Origin of the sequence: Bradyrhizobium oropedii (assembly GCF_020889685.1) — a bacterium.
Taxonomy (GTDB): Bacteria; Pseudomonadota; Alphaproteobacteria; order Rhizobiales; family Xanthobacteraceae; genus Bradyrhizobium; species Bradyrhizobium oropedii.
The window spans coordinates 22,952-40,106 of record NZ_JACMYO010000009.1 but is presented as its reverse complement, the minus strand read 5'-3'; the positions used below and the strand labels follow the sequence as shown (position 1 = coordinate 40,106).

The 17,155-nt window shown below is 58.7% G+C and carries 13 protein-coding genes and 1 pseudogene; 5 read left to right on the top strand and 9 right to left on the bottom strand.

Going from position 1 to position 17,155, the window contains the following annotated elements; genetic code table 11:
• Positions 1–7 precede the first annotated feature (7 nt).
• The 6 genes and pseudogenes from H8A95_RS04670 to H8A95_RS04645 form a co-directional block, all read right to left on the bottom strand.
• Positions 8–1,180 carry an HlyD family secretion protein gene (locus H8A95_RS04670; protein WP_229182130.1) on the bottom strand — a complete coding sequence of 391 codons (1,173 nt, stop codon included), beginning with the start codon at positions 1,178–1,180 and terminating at the stop codon, positions 8–10.
• A gap of 11 nt (positions 1,181–1,191) precedes the next feature.
• Positions 1,192–1,395: a DUF1656 domain-containing protein gene (locus H8A95_RS04665; RefSeq protein WP_229182129.1), complete on the bottom strand. Its 204-nt coding sequence runs from the start codon at positions 1,393–1,395 to the stop codon at positions 1,192–1,194.
• On the bottom strand, positions 1,395–2,423 hold the full coding sequence (locus H8A95_RS04660; protein ID WP_229182128.1) for an FUSC family protein: 1,029 nt from the start codon (positions 2,421–2,423) through the stop codon (positions 1,395–1,397). The genes H8A95_RS04665 and H8A95_RS04660 overlap by 1 nt, the downstream gene beginning before the upstream one ends.
• 131 nt (positions 2,424–2,554) lie before the next feature.
• A pseudogene (locus H8A95_RS44360) lies at positions 2,555–3,247 on the bottom strand (FUSC family protein); the annotation flags it as partial.
• A 45-nt stretch (positions 3,248–3,292) separates the two neighbouring features.
• A complete protein-coding gene (locus H8A95_RS44355; protein WP_420839332.1) occupies positions 3,293–3,760 on the bottom strand; it encodes a winged helix-turn-helix domain-containing protein in 468 nt (155 codons plus the stop codon).
• A 283-nt stretch (positions 3,761–4,043) separates the two neighbouring features.
• A complete protein-coding gene (locus H8A95_RS04645) occupies positions 4,044–4,679 on the bottom strand; it encodes a response regulator transcription factor (protein ID WP_229182125.1) in 636 nt (211 codons plus the stop codon).
• Positions 4,680–4,914: 235 nt separating this feature from the next.
• On the opposite strand from H8A95_RS04645, the gene H8A95_RS04640 reads away from it, so the two are divergent.
• Positions 4,915–5,307 (top strand): response regulator transcription factor, encoded by a 393-nt coding sequence (locus H8A95_RS04640; protein ID WP_229182124.1) that lies wholly within the window; start codon positions 4,915–4,917, stop codon positions 5,305–5,307.
• Here H8A95_RS04640 and H8A95_RS04635 read toward each other — a convergent pair.
• The 3 genes from H8A95_RS04635 to H8A95_RS04625 all read right to left on the bottom strand — a co-directional run bounded on the left by H8A95_RS04635 (position 5,302) and on the right by H8A95_RS04625 (position 11,743).
• The gene (locus H8A95_RS04635; protein WP_229182123.1) at positions 5,302–8,106 is read right to left on the bottom strand and encodes a PAS domain-containing sensor histidine kinase; all 2,805 of its coding nucleotides are present in this window, start codon (positions 8,104–8,106) and stop codon (positions 5,302–5,304) included. The two genes, H8A95_RS04640 and H8A95_RS04635, sit on opposite strands and share 6 nt — an antisense overlap.
• Before the next feature lie 108 nt (positions 8,107–8,214).
• Positions 8,215–8,655 carry an Ohr family peroxiredoxin gene (locus H8A95_RS04630; protein WP_229182122.1) on the bottom strand — a complete coding sequence of 147 codons (441 nt, stop codon included), beginning with the start codon at positions 8,653–8,655 and terminating at the stop codon, positions 8,215–8,217.
• A 226-nt stretch (positions 8,656–8,881) separates the two neighbouring features.
• Positions 8,882–11,743, bottom strand: a complete 2,862-nt coding sequence (locus H8A95_RS04625) for an ATP-binding protein (protein WP_229182121.1) — start codon at positions 11,741–11,743, stop codon at positions 8,882–8,884.
• A 273-nt stretch (positions 11,744–12,016) separates the two neighbouring features.
• Between H8A95_RS04625 and H8A95_RS04620 the strand changes: the two genes are divergently transcribed.
• From H8A95_RS04620 to H8A95_RS04605, 4 genes are all read left to right on the top strand, one after another.
• Positions 12,017–13,684, top strand: a complete 1,668-nt coding sequence (locus H8A95_RS04620) for an NAD-dependent malic enzyme (protein WP_229182120.1) — start codon at positions 12,017–12,019, stop codon at positions 13,682–13,684.
• Positions 13,685–13,772: 88 nt separating this feature from the next.
• Positions 13,773–15,209 carry a class II fumarate hydratase gene (gene fumC / locus H8A95_RS04615; protein WP_229182119.1) on the top strand — a complete coding sequence of 479 codons (1,437 nt, stop codon included), beginning with the start codon at positions 13,773–13,775 and terminating at the stop codon, positions 15,207–15,209.
• Positions 15,210–15,222: 13 nt separating this feature from the next.
• Entirely contained in the window at positions 15,223–15,807 is a 585-nt protein-coding gene (locus H8A95_RS04610) for an FUSC family protein (RefSeq protein WP_229182118.1), read from the top strand.
• Complete coding sequence (locus tag H8A95_RS04605) at positions 15,800–17,152, top strand: threonine/serine exporter family protein (RefSeq protein ID WP_229182117.1); 1,353 nt, start codon at positions 15,800–15,802, stop codon at positions 17,150–17,152. The genes H8A95_RS04610 and H8A95_RS04605 overlap by 8 nt, the downstream gene beginning before the upstream one ends.
• Positions 17,153–17,155 lie beyond the last annotated feature (3 nt).

Below are 17,155 nucleotides of genomic sequence, written 5' to 3'. Positions count from 1 at the left end.
TACGGACTCACGATGGATTGGGAATGCAGCCTGATCGCGCGGAATCTCCACCGAACAATGCAAGAAAGCTATCCTCAAGGTCGGTGCGCGCCTTCTGAAACAGAGTGCCGCCCTCGTTGCCGTTTCTGATCGTGACAGTCGCGGTCAAGCCGGACACCAGCGGCACTCCAGGAGGCACCTTGTCGATCGCAATGCGAACTGGCACTCGCTGTGCCAAACGCACCCAGGTGTAAACCGGATCGACGTTGGGCAAGCCCTGTGTAGCCACCGCCGCATTGGAAACGCTGACGCCGCGCGTCACCGTTGAAATGTGGCCTACGATAGGTGAGGAATATCCCATCAGCTTTGCTTCGGCACGATCCCCCACGCAAAGTCGGGCCAGCTTTGTTTCCTCGAAGTATCCGTCTATCCAATAGCTGTCTGTGTCGATGACAGAAATGTTGCTGGTCCCCTGTTGCGCGTAATTTCCCACTCGGAGCAGGAGATTGGTGACGAATCCGTTCACCGGACTGCGCACCTCCGTGCGTTGCAGGTTGATCTCCGCCTGCCTAACTTGCTCTTGGCCTGCGTCGGCGACGGCCTTTGCCTGAATAGCGGCTCCCTCATAGATCTGCCTGTCCTCGACGCTCTCCGCCAAGTCGGTCAGCTCGCGTCGCCGTTCGGCCTGCAATTTCTTGACTTCATGATCCGCCACCTTTTGCAATAGGGTCGCCTTGTTTGAACGTAGCGCGACCTCAAAGTCGAACGGATCGATGACATACAAGATATCACCCTTATGAACGAATTGATTGTCGACGACTCGTAGCTCCCTGATCTGCCCGGAAATCTGCGGCGCAACGTTCGCAACTTGAACTCGCACGCTCGCATCGCGCGTCCACGGCGCGGCATTATACAGGTTCCAGCTCATGACGGCGACCAGCACTGCAGCAACCGCGATGCCGATTGTGGCCAACTTGCGTGCCAGGAACCGGAGGCTTTGGGCGATATCGCTTCGGCGCCTCAACGCGGACTTGCCCGGGGATGGTGCGGTCTTCGACGCGGCCTCCGATACCTCTCGCGCGACGTCGTCTAAATCTTTGATCTGAGAATTCGATGCCTTGCCCGCAATCGGCAAAGAGGGCGCGGCAGCTGCCTGCGTCTCGTCTCCCTGAACAGCTTCATCGCGAACAATCGCGCCCATGGTGTTCTCCTCTAGAACAGCAGCATCAACAGGCCCAGAATCGTCACATACAGACTCATCTCTGCAAGCTGGACGTTGCTGAACATTTTGGCGAAACCCACGACATGCAGAACCGGTCGAAGGACGACGATGACAACAAGAGCTGTAGCCAGGTAGGTTACAAATGGCGCAACAAGAACGCCTCCGATGATCAGCTCTGGAAAGGTATGTGCCATCAGATTGCCTTTCGGGAGAAATGAGTGCCACTCCACTGGTCGATGGTGTCGCCCGTCAGGACGAGACAGGCGACAACATCTGCATCGATCGAATCCTTGCATGAAGCATTCTCGCACAGCGCACGAGTAATGGCGCGGAGCGTGGCTGCGTCTCTCGTGGCCATCGCGGCGCGTGCTTGGTGGACCAGTGGAGCGAAGGGACCATCCGCGAGCTGCATCAGCTTCTCATTGCAAAGTCGAACCATTGCCGATCGATCGAAGGATGAGAGCAGCTCCGCGAGCCCATGACTGTCCCGCGCTCCTCCGGCGGAAAGGAATTGTCCGATGCGTGACGCGTCGCGGAACGTCGCCTCGACCAAAGTGTCGCTGTTCTCTTGGTTTGGCTCTCTCAATTCGCCGCGAGCCTCCGCGAGCAAATGCTTCCTGATTTTGTCACCGGAAACGGGTGGAATGAGCATTTGTGCGGCCAGCAAGACTGCTGCGGCCGCGACGACGAATAGAGACGTGAAAAGGAAGGTCTGAGGGTTGTAGGTCTGGGGGTTGTTCGGGCCCAGGATAGTTGGGATGGCAATGAGATTGACGCGGCCGATTCCCGACCACAAAGGATTATGCGACGTGGTCAGAAGGGCTGCGCCGACCGTAAACGGAGCTAGGGCAAATGCCAGCGCAGGAAAAGCGTCAGCGCCATCGAGCACGATGAACTCGAGTATACCGGCTAAGGCGGCCGCGATCGGCGCGCCAATGAGGGCAACTGCCGTGAAGCCGCGCGGATTCGGCGTCGTGGCTCCCAATCCGGCGAGCGCCGCAACGAGATAAAGTGAAACGCTTGCCGCAGACCAGCCGGCCCAGACAAAAAACGTCGACGCGATCGCAAACCATAGAGCGGCACGCAAACCATTTTCGACGGCAATTCGATAGGAGCGGTATAGCGGGGCGCGCACGATCGTGACGGCCAGCTGATTGACCCCAAGGCTACCAGATCCTGGCGGACGTTTTCGTCCCGCCGCAGAAATTCTTTGGTTTGCCATGCCGGGGCTCGATCGATCGCGGTGCTTGTTTGGTCGCGGACACCGAAACCGAACGAAACAGGTGCAATGTTCAAGGTCCGCGCCGCTTGCAATTCAGCGATCAGGTCGACAGCGGCGCTCCGGGCGGCGGCGCTCCGGGCAGGGCCGCTGCTCGACTCGAGAGCGACGCTTCCAATTTCAGGACGGAGTGCCACGATTTCCTGCAGCAAGGCAAGGAAGGTCGTCGTATTTCTCTCGCCATGGAGGTTAGCGCTCGCGTACTCACGCACGCGACGATGAATTTCTGCAAGCTGCGCGACGAGGCGTGGATAGCGGTCGGGAGCAGACATCAACGCATTTATGACCGCTATCGATATGATGCCGATCACGATCGCCGCGCCGCGCTCCACGCCGGCGTCAAATACGTTTTGGGGCTTATCGATTTGCTGTATCGCGATGACTCCAACAGTGTAGCCGGATAGCACGGCTGCATAGGCCCGATAGCCGTCCAAGAGCTTGCTCGCAAAGACGCAAAGACCAAGCCACACGGCCGACGCCGCCAGCATCAGATCTCTCGTCTGTGAAAAGAGCCCCGTTATTGCGATTGAGGCTGTCACCCCGACAACGGTAGCGATCAATCGAACCACCGCCTTGTCCAGCGCCTGACCGCGGGTCGGCTCCGCAAGAATTGCAACGGTCACTGCCGCCGTGGACGGCGCCTCGAGCTGCAGCCAAAAGCTTACGTACAACGCCAGGATTGTGGCCAGCCAAACGCGGACGGCGAAAGTCCAGGAGCCAGCTGGAATCCCTACTACATGAACCGGCTGCTGGGCTATTGTCGCCACCACGATGACCCTCAACGAATTTTGCGGACGCGTCGGGGCCCGCACTCAGTTTTCGTGTCCCAACACGCTGACGGAGGCGACGAAGCAGTAGCCACGTCCGCGGATGTTGACGATGAAGCGATTTCCTTCTTGTCCGTCGCGCAGCACACGGCGGAGCGCAGACATATGGACCGTGAGATTATTTGGCTCGACATAGATGTTTGGCCAAACGCGAACCATCAGCTCTTGCTTGCTGACGATCTCACCGCTGTGTTTGAGCAAAACGATAAGAAGTTCGAGGGCGCGACTTCCGACCGGGACAGGCTTCTCGCCTTCCAGCAGAAGGAATTGTCCGGGAAGCAGACGAAACCGTCCAAATGACAGTTCAGTTGGCGCGACGCCGGCTCTCTCGGTTCTGGTCTCGACGAATGGCCTGGCCCTGTGCGGACTCTGATCCGCGCGTCTGACATCATGTCCTGGCTCGGAACTAGGCGCAAAACGTCCGAGATCTGCGGTCGATCCAGAAGCGTGCATTCTGACCTCGCGTGCGTGGTGGACGACAACTTCCGTGGGCCAAGTTATGGCAGTTTGGCAGACCTCGGTCGATTGTGCGGTGGGAGTCTGAGCTTCGCTTCTGGTTGGCAATGCTAAGCGATCGCTTAGGGACAATGGGGCGCGTGATCTCGAAGTTCGTGCTTTGGGATACGTTGCCCGCACAAGGCGCCGATCAGCGGCAAAGCAACCGCCACAGATTATAGGTTGTGCACTGGGGAGTGCGGCGCGCGAAACGCCCGAGCCAGGATGCTCTTAGGCCGGCTCAGGAGTTGTGCGGCTGCCGTAGTCTCGGACTGAGGGTGTCCGCCATCCGGCTGAGCTCGGGAAGTGAACGTGCCTTCATTTTTCGCATTAGGTGGGTGCGATGCACTTTCACCGTAGATTCGGCGATGCCGATATCGTTGGCAATCTGCTTGTTGAGGCGGCCTGCGACGACATGGAGCATAACCTCACGCTCGCGGGAGCTGAGTGTGTCGAAACGATCTCTGAGCGCGGCCAAGGCGCTATCACCCTCCCGACGGGCACGGTCGCGGGCGAGGCCGGCCCCGACGGCGTCGAGGAGATCCTGATCCCGGAACGGCTTGGTAAGGAACTCTATGGCACCACCTTTCATCGCTTGCACGGTCATCGGCACGTCGGCGTGCGCTGTAATGAAGATGATTGGGACTTGCCTGTTTGCCGCGGCAAGGTCGCGCTGAAGTTCAAGTCCGCTTCGCCCGGGCATTCTGACGTCGAGCACCAGGCAGGTCGGCCCCTCCGGCGGATCGGCGTTGAGAAAATCGGGAACAGACGAAAATTGCCGCGTCGGTAGGCCGACGGTTCGCAAGAGACGCGCGACTGAGTCGCGAAACTCAGGATCGTCATCGATGACCAAAACACTGGGATTTGCGTCACCCATTCCCGATATCCTGCGCTAAACAGAAAGCTCCTCCCCAGGATCGCTTCATTCTATCCCCAATCCGTCGAGCTGAACAATATCCGTTGCCTAAGCGGATAGCCGGAGGGCTAAGCCATCGCTTAGGAGCGCCGGCCTTGCTTTTGTTGCGCTGTGCCTGACAATAGAAAGTTGCATATGGGCACGAGGTATTGCGGCGCCGGTATGGGTGGACGCGAGGGAGCTTCTGGAACCCGCAATGTTGCACCAGGCACGTATATCCATTGTCGACGACAATGAGGCTTTTCGCGAGTCGCTGCGAAAGCTCGTAACGTTGCTCGGCTACACAGTCGAAGCGTTTCCGTCGGCAGCCGACTTCCTGGCATCGCGTCTGCTACCTGAAACCGATTGCCTGGTCGCCGACGTTCACATGCCAGTAATGACAGGAGTCGAACTGCACAGGCATTTGGTCGATGCTGGCCACGCGATCCCGACGATCCTCATTACTGCATACCCGGACGAAGTCGTCAGGGACCGGGCTCTGAAGGACGGCGTTGTTTGCTACCTCAGCAAGCCGGTGGATGACGAGCATCTCGAGCGATGTCTGCGTTCGGCTCTGCAGTCGGGTACGCCGATTGAGGATCGTTCATAAATCCTCTTGGGTTGCGGGCAGAGTGAACTGAAATACGGCCCCCCGAGGTTCATTGGCACTGATCCACAACCGCCCGCCATGTCCGTTGATGATGCTCTGACAGATCGACAGTCCCATCCCGACTCCGCTGGTCTTCGTCGTGAAAAAGGGCTCGAAAACTCGATCGCGATTTACCGGATCAATGCCGGGCCCTGAATCATGCACCGCGATGAGGGTGCCGCCGCTCTCGCCTTTTTCGGATCGGATCGACAGTTCGCGCGGTCCGTCCTCGACCGCGCCCATCGCTTCGACGGCATTCAGCATCAGGTTCATTAGGACTTGCTGCAACTGGACACGGTCGCCCTGAACGGCAGCCGGTCCATCCATGAGGCGCGTACTGACCGATATTCCATTCTTGGCGGTTGCGCTTCGCACCATGACGATCACCTCGTTGATCGCTTCATTCAAGTCGAAACGCTCTTTCCGTGGAGGCGCCTTCTTGATCTGACTACGAATTCGTCCAACGATGTCCTTGGCTCGGTCCGCATCCCTGACGACGCAATCGAGCGCTTCCCTGACCTCATTCAAATTCGGCGGGTCCATTTCCAAAAACCGTATCCCCGCTCGAGCGTTGTTTCGGGCGGTCGCGATCGGATGCAGAATTTCGTGGGACAGCGAAGCGGCCAATTCTCCCATCATGCCCACGCGATTTATGTGCGCAATATCCGATTCCAGCTGCCGCAGCCTCTCGCGCTCGTCTTGTGCTCGCCGCCGTTGCGTCACGTCAGCTGTTGTAATGAAAACCTCACCCGGCGTCCCGAATGAGGAAAACATATGATAATTGGCTTCGAGGTATTTGACGGCTCCGTTGGGAAGCAGGATTCTGTGCTCGATCGTAAGATCTCTCTTCAGGCGTACTGCCTCCTGAACCGCGTCCCAAACTCTGTTTAGATCGTCCGGATGAACGCGCCGCCATATATCGCCCCGGTCTGGCAGGCCGCGCTGCGGATCAAATCCCCAGATCCGGTAATTCTCATCCGACCAATAGGAGTAACGCGACGTTGCAGGGTTAAAGACCCTAGTACCTGTCTGGCTTATCCTCTGTGCCTGGGCTAACCAGGCTTCGCCGCGGCGCAGCTGCTCTTCGGCCTTTTTGGCTTCATCGACCTCGACTGCCAAGCCATACCATTGGACGATACGCCCTTCTTGATCCCTCAGTGGCTCGCAACGAGCGTGGTGCCAACGAAATACACCGTCCGCTCGCCGCAAACGGATCGCGGCCTGATAGGGGGTACCGGTTTGAATTGCGTGACGGAAGGTCACTATGAATTCTGACAGATCTTCAGGGCGTAAGAACGTTTCCGCCCAGTCTCGGTGTCCGAAATTCTCAAATGGCACACCAGCGTAATCCAAAAAGCGCCGACTGATATGAGTGGTTTTACCATCGGGGCTCATTGACCAGACGAGGCCTGGCACTGCTTCGACAATCTGACGAAGCTTGTATTCGCTTTCCCGAAGAGCTTCCTCGGCGTGCTTGCGCTCGGTCAGATCGAGCACAAATGAAATACCCTGGTTCCCATCCTCTTGAAAACTTACCGCGCCGATCAGCACCGGAATGCGGGTGCCGTCCTTGCGAATGTATTCCTTTTCGATGGCCGGGAATTGTCCACTTCCGAAATATTTCTGTACTCTCTGGGTGTCTCGCTCGCGGCACTCGGGGACCGTCAGCTCTTTCCAATCTAGTCGGCCTGCCAGCAGATCGTCCCGATCGTAACCTACCATTCGAAGCCACGCGTCATTTGCTTCAAGAACTTGACCATCCAAGTCCCACAACATGACTCCGATGATATTGGCTTCGACCAGGCGGCGGATTCTGGCATCACGTTCTCGAACGGCTTGCTCTGTACGCTTACGGTTCGTCACATCGACTGTTGTGGTAAAAACTTCAACGAGCGCGCCGAGCGAGGAATACGTATGATGGCTGGTTCCCTCAAGGTGTTTGACAGTTCCGTCAGGGAGCACGATTCTGAACTCGCCCGCGAAATCTTTTCTCTGACGCACGGCCTCCTGAATTGCTTCCCACACGTGGTTTCGATCGTCCGGATGAATGCGTTGCCACATATCGTCCCGACTAGGCAGGCCCTGCAGCGGATCAAACCCCCAGGTCCGGTAACTCTCATCCGACCAATAGGAATAGCGCAACGTTGTCGCGTTGTAGACCCAATTGCCAACGTGACTCAGCTTCTGTGCCTGGGCTAACCAGGCCTCGCTGCGGCGCAGCTGCTCTTCGGCCTTCTTGGCTTCATCGATGTCGATGGACAGGCCGTACCATTGAATGATGCATCCTTCTCGATCGCGCAGAGGTTCGCAAAGAGTACGGTGCCAACGAAACTCGCCGTCTGCCTGTCGTAGGCGCCACTCTCCCCGGTACGACTTACCGGCCTGAATTGTGTGACGGAAATGCTCTGTTACTTCCAAAACGTCGTCCGGATGTATGAATGTCTCCACCCAGTCACGGTGCGTGAAATCCTCAAATCGCATGCCGCTGTAGTCCAAAATGCGGCGGCTGATGTGAGTCGCGTTGCCATCGGGGTCCATTGACCAGATGAGGCCCGGTACCGCTTCGACGATTTGACGAAGCTCGTCTTCGCTTGTCTGAAGGGCCTTCTCTGTGCGCTTGCGTTCAGTCAGATCAAGAACAAATGCGACGCCGCCGCCTGTAGCGATTGCGAGAATTACAATGGAGCCGAGTAGAGGATCGGTGTGAGCCGGCGCGATCACCAGGCCGACCAGGGCGATGAAGAACGCGAACGCCTTCACGTGAGGCGTCATCGGCGCAACAAGGTGGAGCAAGCGTGCTGCTAGAGGTGACGATGTAGCTGCGGTACGGTGTGTTATCATTATGATCTCCACACGTCAGATCACAGCCTATGTTGTAAGCAGGTTGAGCGTGACTTCGATGTTGCCCCGCGTAGCCTTGGAGTACGGGCAGAGTCGTTCCGCCTGCTGAACGAGGTCGTGCGCGACGGCGCGGGCGATACCGGGAATGCTGATGTTGAAGCGTGCGCTCAGAAAATAGTCGGTGTTATCGGCAAGGTGCAGATCGAGTTCGGCGTCGATCGTAATTTGGCCCAAGGTGACTTTGTTCTTGCGCGCCGCGTGTGAGATGGCGCTCGCGAAGCACGCCGCCCAGCCGGCGCCGAAGAGTTGTTCTGGATTGGTGCCGATGTCGGTCGAGCCGGGCGTTGTTAGCTTGACGTCGAGATTACCGTCGTGGCTGCGCGCGATCCCATGGTCGCGCCCGCCAGTGGTACGGGTTCTGGCGGTATAGATGACTCTTGCCCGTCCGCTGTCGCTCTTGGCTTCCATGGGCTCTTTCCTAGCCCTTTGCTATCAGCGTGAATCCGACACTGGCGATATCGAACTTCGTTCCCGACAAGGCACCTACGCCCATCCGTCGCCAATGGCTCGTTATGCGTTGTATGATCTTGTATGGAGTTGTAAGCGTTCCAGCCCTTTGGAATCGCTGAGGAAAGCGGATGGATGCACAGGAATGTATCCCGGCACTTACGGAAGAGCCCGGCCGCCTCAACTGTTATTGGCCTAGCTCCGTCAGCAGCCGCTCTGCCAACCGCTGATCTGCGGTGTCTCGCCCTTCGGTGAATTGCTCCAAGATCGGCTGCAGCAGCTTTCGACCGTCCTCCGGTCTGCCGCGATTGGCCAGGAGCCTGGCCAGGTCGATGGCAGTGCGTAACTCCCAAGCCCGTGCGCCTTGGCGGCGACTCAATTTGAGTGATTGGGTGAAGCAAGCCTCCGCTTGGTCAACTCGGCGCTCTGGTGAAGCGAGAAGGGCACATCCCTTCATCCGCAGCGCTTCCGGCAGCAAGTAGTGTTCTCCGTTCTCATCGATGCGGCTTATGGTTTCGTCGATCAGGGCGATACTTTCGTCGACTCGTCCTATGGCAATGAGACCTTGCGTGAGAGCAATGTTAAATTCTACCTTACGCTGTCCGAGAACCATGTTGAGCTTCGTATCGCGCGCAGCGAGGTATTTCAGGCAGTCCTGAAGAGTTTGAACCCCGGCCCTCGGATTGCCGCCGTAGATGCTGAGGGTGCCTTTGTAGGCGCGTCCGACGTGCAGATTGGGACTTAGAGAATGGGATTCGGCATGTGGAATCAACCAATCCACGTGCTCTTCGGCGCTCCGAAGATCACCCGCCCAGATAAGTACGCCCGGAACCCAACTCAAAGTGACTGCAAGCGTTGCGGGATTGCTGCTCAGCTTGGCATCGTTGACTGTCTGACGCGCCCGTTCGACTGCCTGCGCGGGGAAACCCTGCGCCCACAGAGTTCGCATCAGCACGACACCAGCCAATATGTGTTCATCGACCCCAAGATATGTCCGATGGGTGCTCGACCAATGCTGTAGCGCAGCCTCAAGCTCCGGACGGGCGCCGGCATAGTCGCCAACGAAGTGAAGGGCCCGTCCCAGAGCTGATTGGGCAAGGGCGGTGGCGTCCGGCTCCTCGATGGTTCCGGCCACCGTGCGGGCGCGCTTTGCATAGTCCAGCGCAATTTTGAATTCTGCCTGGCGAACACAGAACAGCGAAAGCATCCACAGCATCATGACTTGACCGAGGACATTGCCGCATGCCTCGGCGATCACCAGGCTCCTGTTCAAGGCCGCAAGCGCCGCCTCGCTCGGCCCATCAATGTGCATCGATGCGACTCCCAGGCTTGCCTGCAGTTGCATCTCCTCCGCGCCGCCACGGGTCGTATCATCGAGCGCCGCGATTGCACGTTCAGACCACCGACAACATTCAGGTAAGAGTGACATTGTCAGGAAAACGGGCGCCGCCGCTGCGGCAAGCTTGATCCCAAGCCGAACATCGCCACGGTCACCAAAACACCATTTCAACGCGCTGCGGGTGTTGTTTAGTGCGGCGAAATGAGGCGATCGCTCTGGTCCGGTGGACAATGTCGGCCAGTCGCTGCCAGACTGCTCGAGCCATCGCTGATAGTACGCCGCATGGCGGGCGGCCAGTTCGGTCGCCTCGGCGTTGCCGGTCGCAATACTGAGAGCGTAGGCTCGCGTCGTGTCAAGAAGACGATAGCGTATCATGGCGCCTAGAGGACGCGTTGCGACCATCGATTTGGCAACCAGACTGTCCATGGCGGTGAGGACTTGCGATTGATCGATGGCGCTGTCGGTGACGACCGCCAAGGCAGCGTCAAGGGTAAAATGTCCGACGAACACGGCGAGGCGGCGTAGCACGGCGCGCTCCAGTTCGGAGAGGAGCTGATAGCTCCAGTCGAGGGTCGCCTGCAGTGTCCTTTGGCGGGGCGTCGCGCTGCGGTGTCCAAGCAACAGCAAACCAAGATGTTGATCTAAGAGGTTCTCGGTTTGATGTAGGCCGTAGACTTCAACCCGCCTGGCGGCCAGCTCAATTGCGAGCGCCACACCATCGAGCTTGCGACAGATGCGTGCAACGACTGCGACATCAGCGTCGCTAAGATTTATATGAGCGCCGCTCGCCACCGCGCGTTGAATAAACAACAGCGGTGCCGGAAAAGTCTGGGCAGCGGCGCTCGTTATCTCGGCATCTTCCGGTGGACAAGTAAGAGTATCCAGTCGATAGACATATTCGCCTTCGACTTGAAGAACTTCACGACTTGTCGCCAAAATGTGAACGTCGGGCGCCTCCGCGTAAATCCTCGATGTCAGTGCCGCGATCACATCGATGAGATGCTCGCAAGTGTCGAGAATGAGCAACATCCGCTTGCCGCGCAGATAGGCGATCAAGGCCGGTGTCGCATCCTCCGACTGAACCGATAATCCCAACATCGAAGCGATCGCTGTGGCTGCCAGACCAGGATCGCTCAGCACGCTCAGGTCGGCAATGAGAACCGCGCCCTTGAACGCCTCGATCAGGTGATGGCCGACGGCTATTGCCACAGTGGTCTTGCCGACGCCGCCGATGCCGACGATGCTGACAAAGCGAGTAGCGATCAAATGATTCGATATGCGCAGAATGTCCTCATCCCGTCCAACCATGTTTGCCAAACGGCTGGGCAAATTGGCATGCGAGAAATCCGCTGCACCAGGTGCCGCCGAGTCGACCTCACTGCGCGAACGCGTTACCGGCGCCACGAAACAATAGCCCTGTCCGGACAATGTCGTGATGTAGCGGGCACCATCCTTTCCATCGCCAAGCGCCTTGCGCAGGTTCGCCAAATGAAAGCGCAGGCTGTATTCCTCGGCCGTGACATCGGGCCAGACGAGAGACAATAACTCTTTCTTGGAGATGACTTCGTTGGGCCTCAATACCAGAGCGATCAGGATGTCGAGGGCGCGGGCGCCCAATTCCACAGGAGCGCCTTCTCTGGTGAGCAGCCGTTCGCTTGGGGCCAGACGAAAGGGCCCAAACGAAAGGACATCTTTGCTTGGCGCCACCACCTGACAAGCTCCGGGGTCGGCCTTCGAATTGAGTTCGGCTAATTGACCTTATTGCGTCTCTTCGCACAAATCATACCGCAGCGCCTGGGAATTGCCAGCTATCCCTCGCCTCGCTCGACCGAACGCAAGTGGAACCTATCGCTCGTTAGCCGCGATTGGGCGCGATTAGCCGAACTTAACTCGCGTGGATACAAGGCGCGGTTTAGCTTGCGGCCGACCTGGACGAGGGATTGAGCGGCGCTCCGTTCCTCATATCGAACGATGGGAGTGACCATGACCGCTGACGTCGCTGGCAAAGGCTATGCATTGCTGCGCAGTCCACATCTCAACAAGGGCTCCGCCTTTTCCGTTGAAGAACGACGCGCCCTCGGGCTTGAGGGCCTGCTACCCCCTGTTCCTTCGACACTCGATCGCCAGGTCTCCCGCATTCATGCGCAGCTTGCGACGCTGGATAACGATCTGCAGAAGTACCTGCTACTGTCTGATCTGCAGGCCCGAAACGAAACCCTCTATTATGCGGTCCTGATGTCAGACCCGGCCGGGTTCATGCCACTGGTCTACACGCCGACGGTCGGTGAAGCGTGCCAAAAGTTCGACCATATCTTCCATGCTGCCAGGGGCGTGTACCTGCCGATCTCGGCCAAGGGCCAACTCAAGCGTTGGCTGTCCAACTGGCCCGAGAAGAATGTGCGCTTCATCGTCGTTACGGACGGCGAGCGGATCCTCGGCCTCGGAGACCTTGGGGTCGGCGGAATGGGCATCCCGATCGGAAAGCTTGCGCTTTATACCGCCTGTGCGGGTGTGCCGCCTGAGCTTTGCCTTCCGGTCACGATCGATGTCGGGACGAACAATGCGGCGTTGCTGGACGATCCGCTTTATCTCGGTCTGCGCCATCAGCGCGTTCGCGGCGAACAGTACGATGCCTTCATCGACGAGTTCGTTACGGCCGTCCAGGAGCTCTACCCGAAGAGCTGCATTCAATGGGAAGACTTCGCCAACTTCAACGCCGTTCCCATTCTGGCCAAATACCGCGATCGCATCTGTACCTACAATGACGATATCCAGGGTACGGCGTCGGTGGCGCTGGCCGGCATCTATGGTGCCCTCCGGATCAGTGGTCAGAAGCTCACCGATCAGAGGTTCCTGTTTCTGGGCGCAGGTTCAGCCGCGACCGGGATTGCCGAATTGATCTCGCAGGCCATGGTCATGGAGGGGCTTACGATCGATCAGGCCAGAAGCCGGAACAATCTTTTCGACATCAATGGTCTGCTGACCTCATCAAGCAAGATGATGGAGTTTCAGAAGCCCTTCGCTATCGAGCACGAGCCGATCAGTGATTTCGCCGCGGCAATCAGGGCTATGAGGCCGACCGGCATCATTGGCGTGAGCACGGTGCCAAAGCTGTTCAATCAGAGAGTTATCGAGGCCATCTCTGAGATCAACGACAGGCCGATCATTTTCCCTTACTCCAATCCGACATCTCGCTCGGAGTGTACCGCCGAAGAGGCTTACACGTGGTCGAACGGCCGCGCGATCTTCGCAAGCGGCAGTCCGTTTCCGCCATTGAGCGTCGAAGGCAAACACTTCGTGCCTGGTCAAGGCAACAACGTCTACATCTTCCCGCCGATGGGCATGGCGGTCTACGCGACCGAGGCGAAGCGGGTCACAGATCAAATGTTCATCGTCGCCGCAAAGGCCGTTGCCGAACAGGTCGGCCAGGACAGTCTCGATGTCGGTCTGATCTATCCACCGCAAAGCAAGATCCTGAAAACCTCGCTGCACGTCGCCACCCGGATCGCCGAGCACATCTTCGAACGCGGGCTCGCTCGCGTGCCGCGACCGGACGATCTCTCCCGTCTGATAGCGGAGAAAGTGTACGTCCCAGCCTATGAACGCAATCCTTCCGTCCGACGCTACTCGAGCGCCGCTGCCGCGGGTTGATCAAGAGATGAAGAGGGGGTGGAGGTCAAAGCTCCACCCCCTAATCCCGGACGGGATGCGAAACACAGCCACGAGAAAGGAAACACCAATGACCCAGTTCAGGAAAGAAACCGATAGCCTCGGTGTTGTGCAAGTGGCCGCCGACAAGCTGTGGGGCGCCCAGACGCAGCGATCGCTGGAGCATTTCAGCATCGGCAAGGACTTGATCCCCCGCGAGATGATCACGGGTTACGCGATCCTGAAGAAAGCGGCCGCAACCGCCAACCATGCCAGCGGACGGCTGGATCAAGCCAGATACAAGCTGATCGTCCAGACCTGCGACGAAATCCTCGCCGGCAAGCATCACGACATGTTCCCTCTGCACGTCTGGATGACTGGTAGCGGCACGCAGTTCAACATGAATGTCAACGAAGTGATTTCAAATCGCTGCTGCCAGCTTGCCGGCACGGCGCTCGGCAGCCACGCGCCTGTTCATCCCAACGATCACGTCAATATGGCGCAATCGTCGAACGATTCCTTTCCCTCGACCATGAACATCGCGGCCGCCGTGAACGTCAAGCAGCGCCTGGTCCCAGCGGTCACTGCATTGCGCGATGCCGTTGCTGCCAAGGCGAAGGAATGGGACAAGATCGTCAAGATCGGCCGCACGCACATGCAGGATGCGACGCCGCTGACGCTGGGCCAGGAATGGTCGGGCTATGCCGGCATGCTGACGGATGATCTCGTCCGGATCGAAGCGTCGTTGCCGGCTGTGTATCGACTCGCGCTCGGCGGCACTGCGGTCGGCACCGGCATCAATTCCGCCCCCGGCTTTGCCGAGTCGGCGGCGGCCGAAATCGCCAAACTCACAGGGCTCCCGTTCGTAAGCGCGCCTAACAAGTTCACGGTGCAAGGCGCCCATGACGCGCTGGTGCAATTGTCCGGAACGCTGCGAACCCTTGCGGTTTCGCTCTACAAGATCGCCAACGACATCCGCCTGTTGTCGTGCGGACCTCGCGCCGGATTTGCCGAGCTGAACATCCCGGAGAACGAGCCGGGTTCTTCCATCATGCCGGGCAAGGTCAACCCCACGCAGTGCGAGGCGCTGACCATGATCGCGGTGCAGGTCATGGGTAACGACGTCGCGGTCGGCTTTGGCGGCGCCGGCGGTTACCTGGAGATGAACGTCTACAAGCCGCTGATGATCTTCAACATCGCGCACTCGATCACGATCCTGAGCGACGGCTGCGTCAATTTCCGCAAGTTCCTGGTGGAAGGGACCAGGCCCAACCTGAAGAAGATCAACGAGTATGTCGATCGGTCGCTGATGCTGGTGACCGCGCTTGCGCCTGTGATCGGCTACGACAAGGCGTCGAAGATTGCGCATTACGCGATGGACAACGATCTCACGCTGAAGGCCGCCGCGCTCAAGCTCGGGTTCGTTAGCGAGGAGGAGTTTGACCGGGTCGTCGACCCTGCCAAGATGGTGACGCCGTATGTGGCCAATGCGGGCGAGCCGGCCAAGGCAGATAGCTTGGTGGGTTGAGGAACGCGAAGCCATGTCCGAAATTGAAGAACGAGCGAACATCACCCTCGTGGATTTCGCATACGCCATGGAAATGGCCGTTGCCGCCCTCCTGTCATACTGGGCAATGACGGCGGGCCTGACGCGACTTGTCGACACGCCGACTGATCTGCTCGGCGGGATGTGGGCCGCCGTTGCCGCCGTTTTCGTGTTTAGGGAAAAGGAGCTCGACAGCGTTTCCGCAGGGCTCGCGCGGCTGATCGCGACATGTGTCAGCTTCGCATTGTGCCTGCCCTATCTCTGGTTTTTCCCGGCAACACCGTTGAGTATCGCAATCCTGTTGGCCATCGGCACCGTCGTCATGGTCTTGCTACGCCGGCGAGGCGACATCATCACGACCGGTATCACAACTGTCGTCGTGATGGTCGTTGCCACCATGGACCCACACGATAGCTGGCGACAACCACTGCTGCGCCTCCTCGATACTGTGGTGGGCATCTCGATTGGCGTTCTTTGCCAGTGGATCGGCTTTCATTTGCTCCAGAGATTCATCCGCGCGCGGCAGGTATCGCGATCCAGCTTAGCCTCGATGCACCCAAAAGGTACGCGACATGACTAATCTGGTTGACGTGACAGTCGCCGGTACCGTCGGTGAAAACTCACGCGGCGGAGAACCAAAGTCGCTTCGTTCCTCGCGGGGGAGATACATCGAAACCACCGACGAGCGCTATGATTTGATCCTTGCGTTCGCAAAAGTGCTCTATGTTAACGGCCAGTCCACGGAACAGGTCGGCGGTACAATCCGGCGGATCGGCGACAGGGCTGGGGTCCGCGCCGAACTGTTGCCGCGCTGGGGTGAACTGGTACTGCGCGGGGAAAGTGGCGGGATCCCACGGATCTGGCAGGTCGCAGCCGTTCCCACCAACGTGGACATGGGCCGCGTCGCTTCCGCAATGCAGGCAATTGCAGACATCGAGGCTGACCAGCTTTCCCTCGACGAAGCACGCAAGCGCATCGACGCTATCAATAACCAGCCGCCGGCACCGACCTGGCTGTTCGCGCTGGCTGCGGGCGCAGGCGCTGTCGCGCTGGCAATTATCTTCGGCGTTCAGCACGGGATTGCCGCACTCGTGATCTTTGCGAGCGCGGCAATGGGCGCTTTGCTCCGCCGCGTTACCGCCCGCGTGAGCACGAACATCTTCATTCAGCCGTTTTGCGCAGCGCTTCTTGCAGGTCTCATCGGGGGATTCGCGGTGCGCTATCAATTAAGCACGGCGCTGCGGCTTGTCGTCGTCTGCCCCTGCATGGTTCTGGTTCCGGGGCCGCACATTCTGAACGGCACGCTTGACCTGATCGGCGGGCGCATTCATCTCGGTGCGGCCCGCGTGATCTATGCCGGTCTTATCCTCGTCGCGATCTCGACCGGGCTGCTGCTCGGGCTTGCGCCGTTCCAGGCGTCGTTGCCGATCGACCCGCCGGGCTTGGCTGTGCCGGTGTGGCTCGATGTCGTTGCGGCTGGCGTTGCGGTCGCTTGCTACAGCGTGTTCTTTTCGACTCCGCTGAACATGCTTGGGTGGCCCGTCGCTGTCGGCGCTCTGGCTCATGCCTTGCGCTGGATTGCAATGGCTAAGCTTGGCTTTGGCGTGGTAGCGGGCGCCCTAGTGGCCTGCCTTGTCGTCGGCTTTCTGCTTGCGCCGGTCTCGCGCCGCTGGCATCTGCCGTTTGCAGCGATCGGCTTTGCGTCCGTGGTGTCAATGATGCCCGGCGTCTACGTCTTCAGAATGATGAGCGGATTGTGGCAGATCGCATCTACGACACAGGAAACGTCACAGTTGGTTGGGACTACGATCGGCGACGGCGTAACCGCGCTCGCCATCATACTGGCGATGAGTGTCGGCTTGGTCGTGCCAAAGATGGCAATCGATCACTTCGGTGATCGGCACCAGCAGAATCAGAGAGGCTAAGGA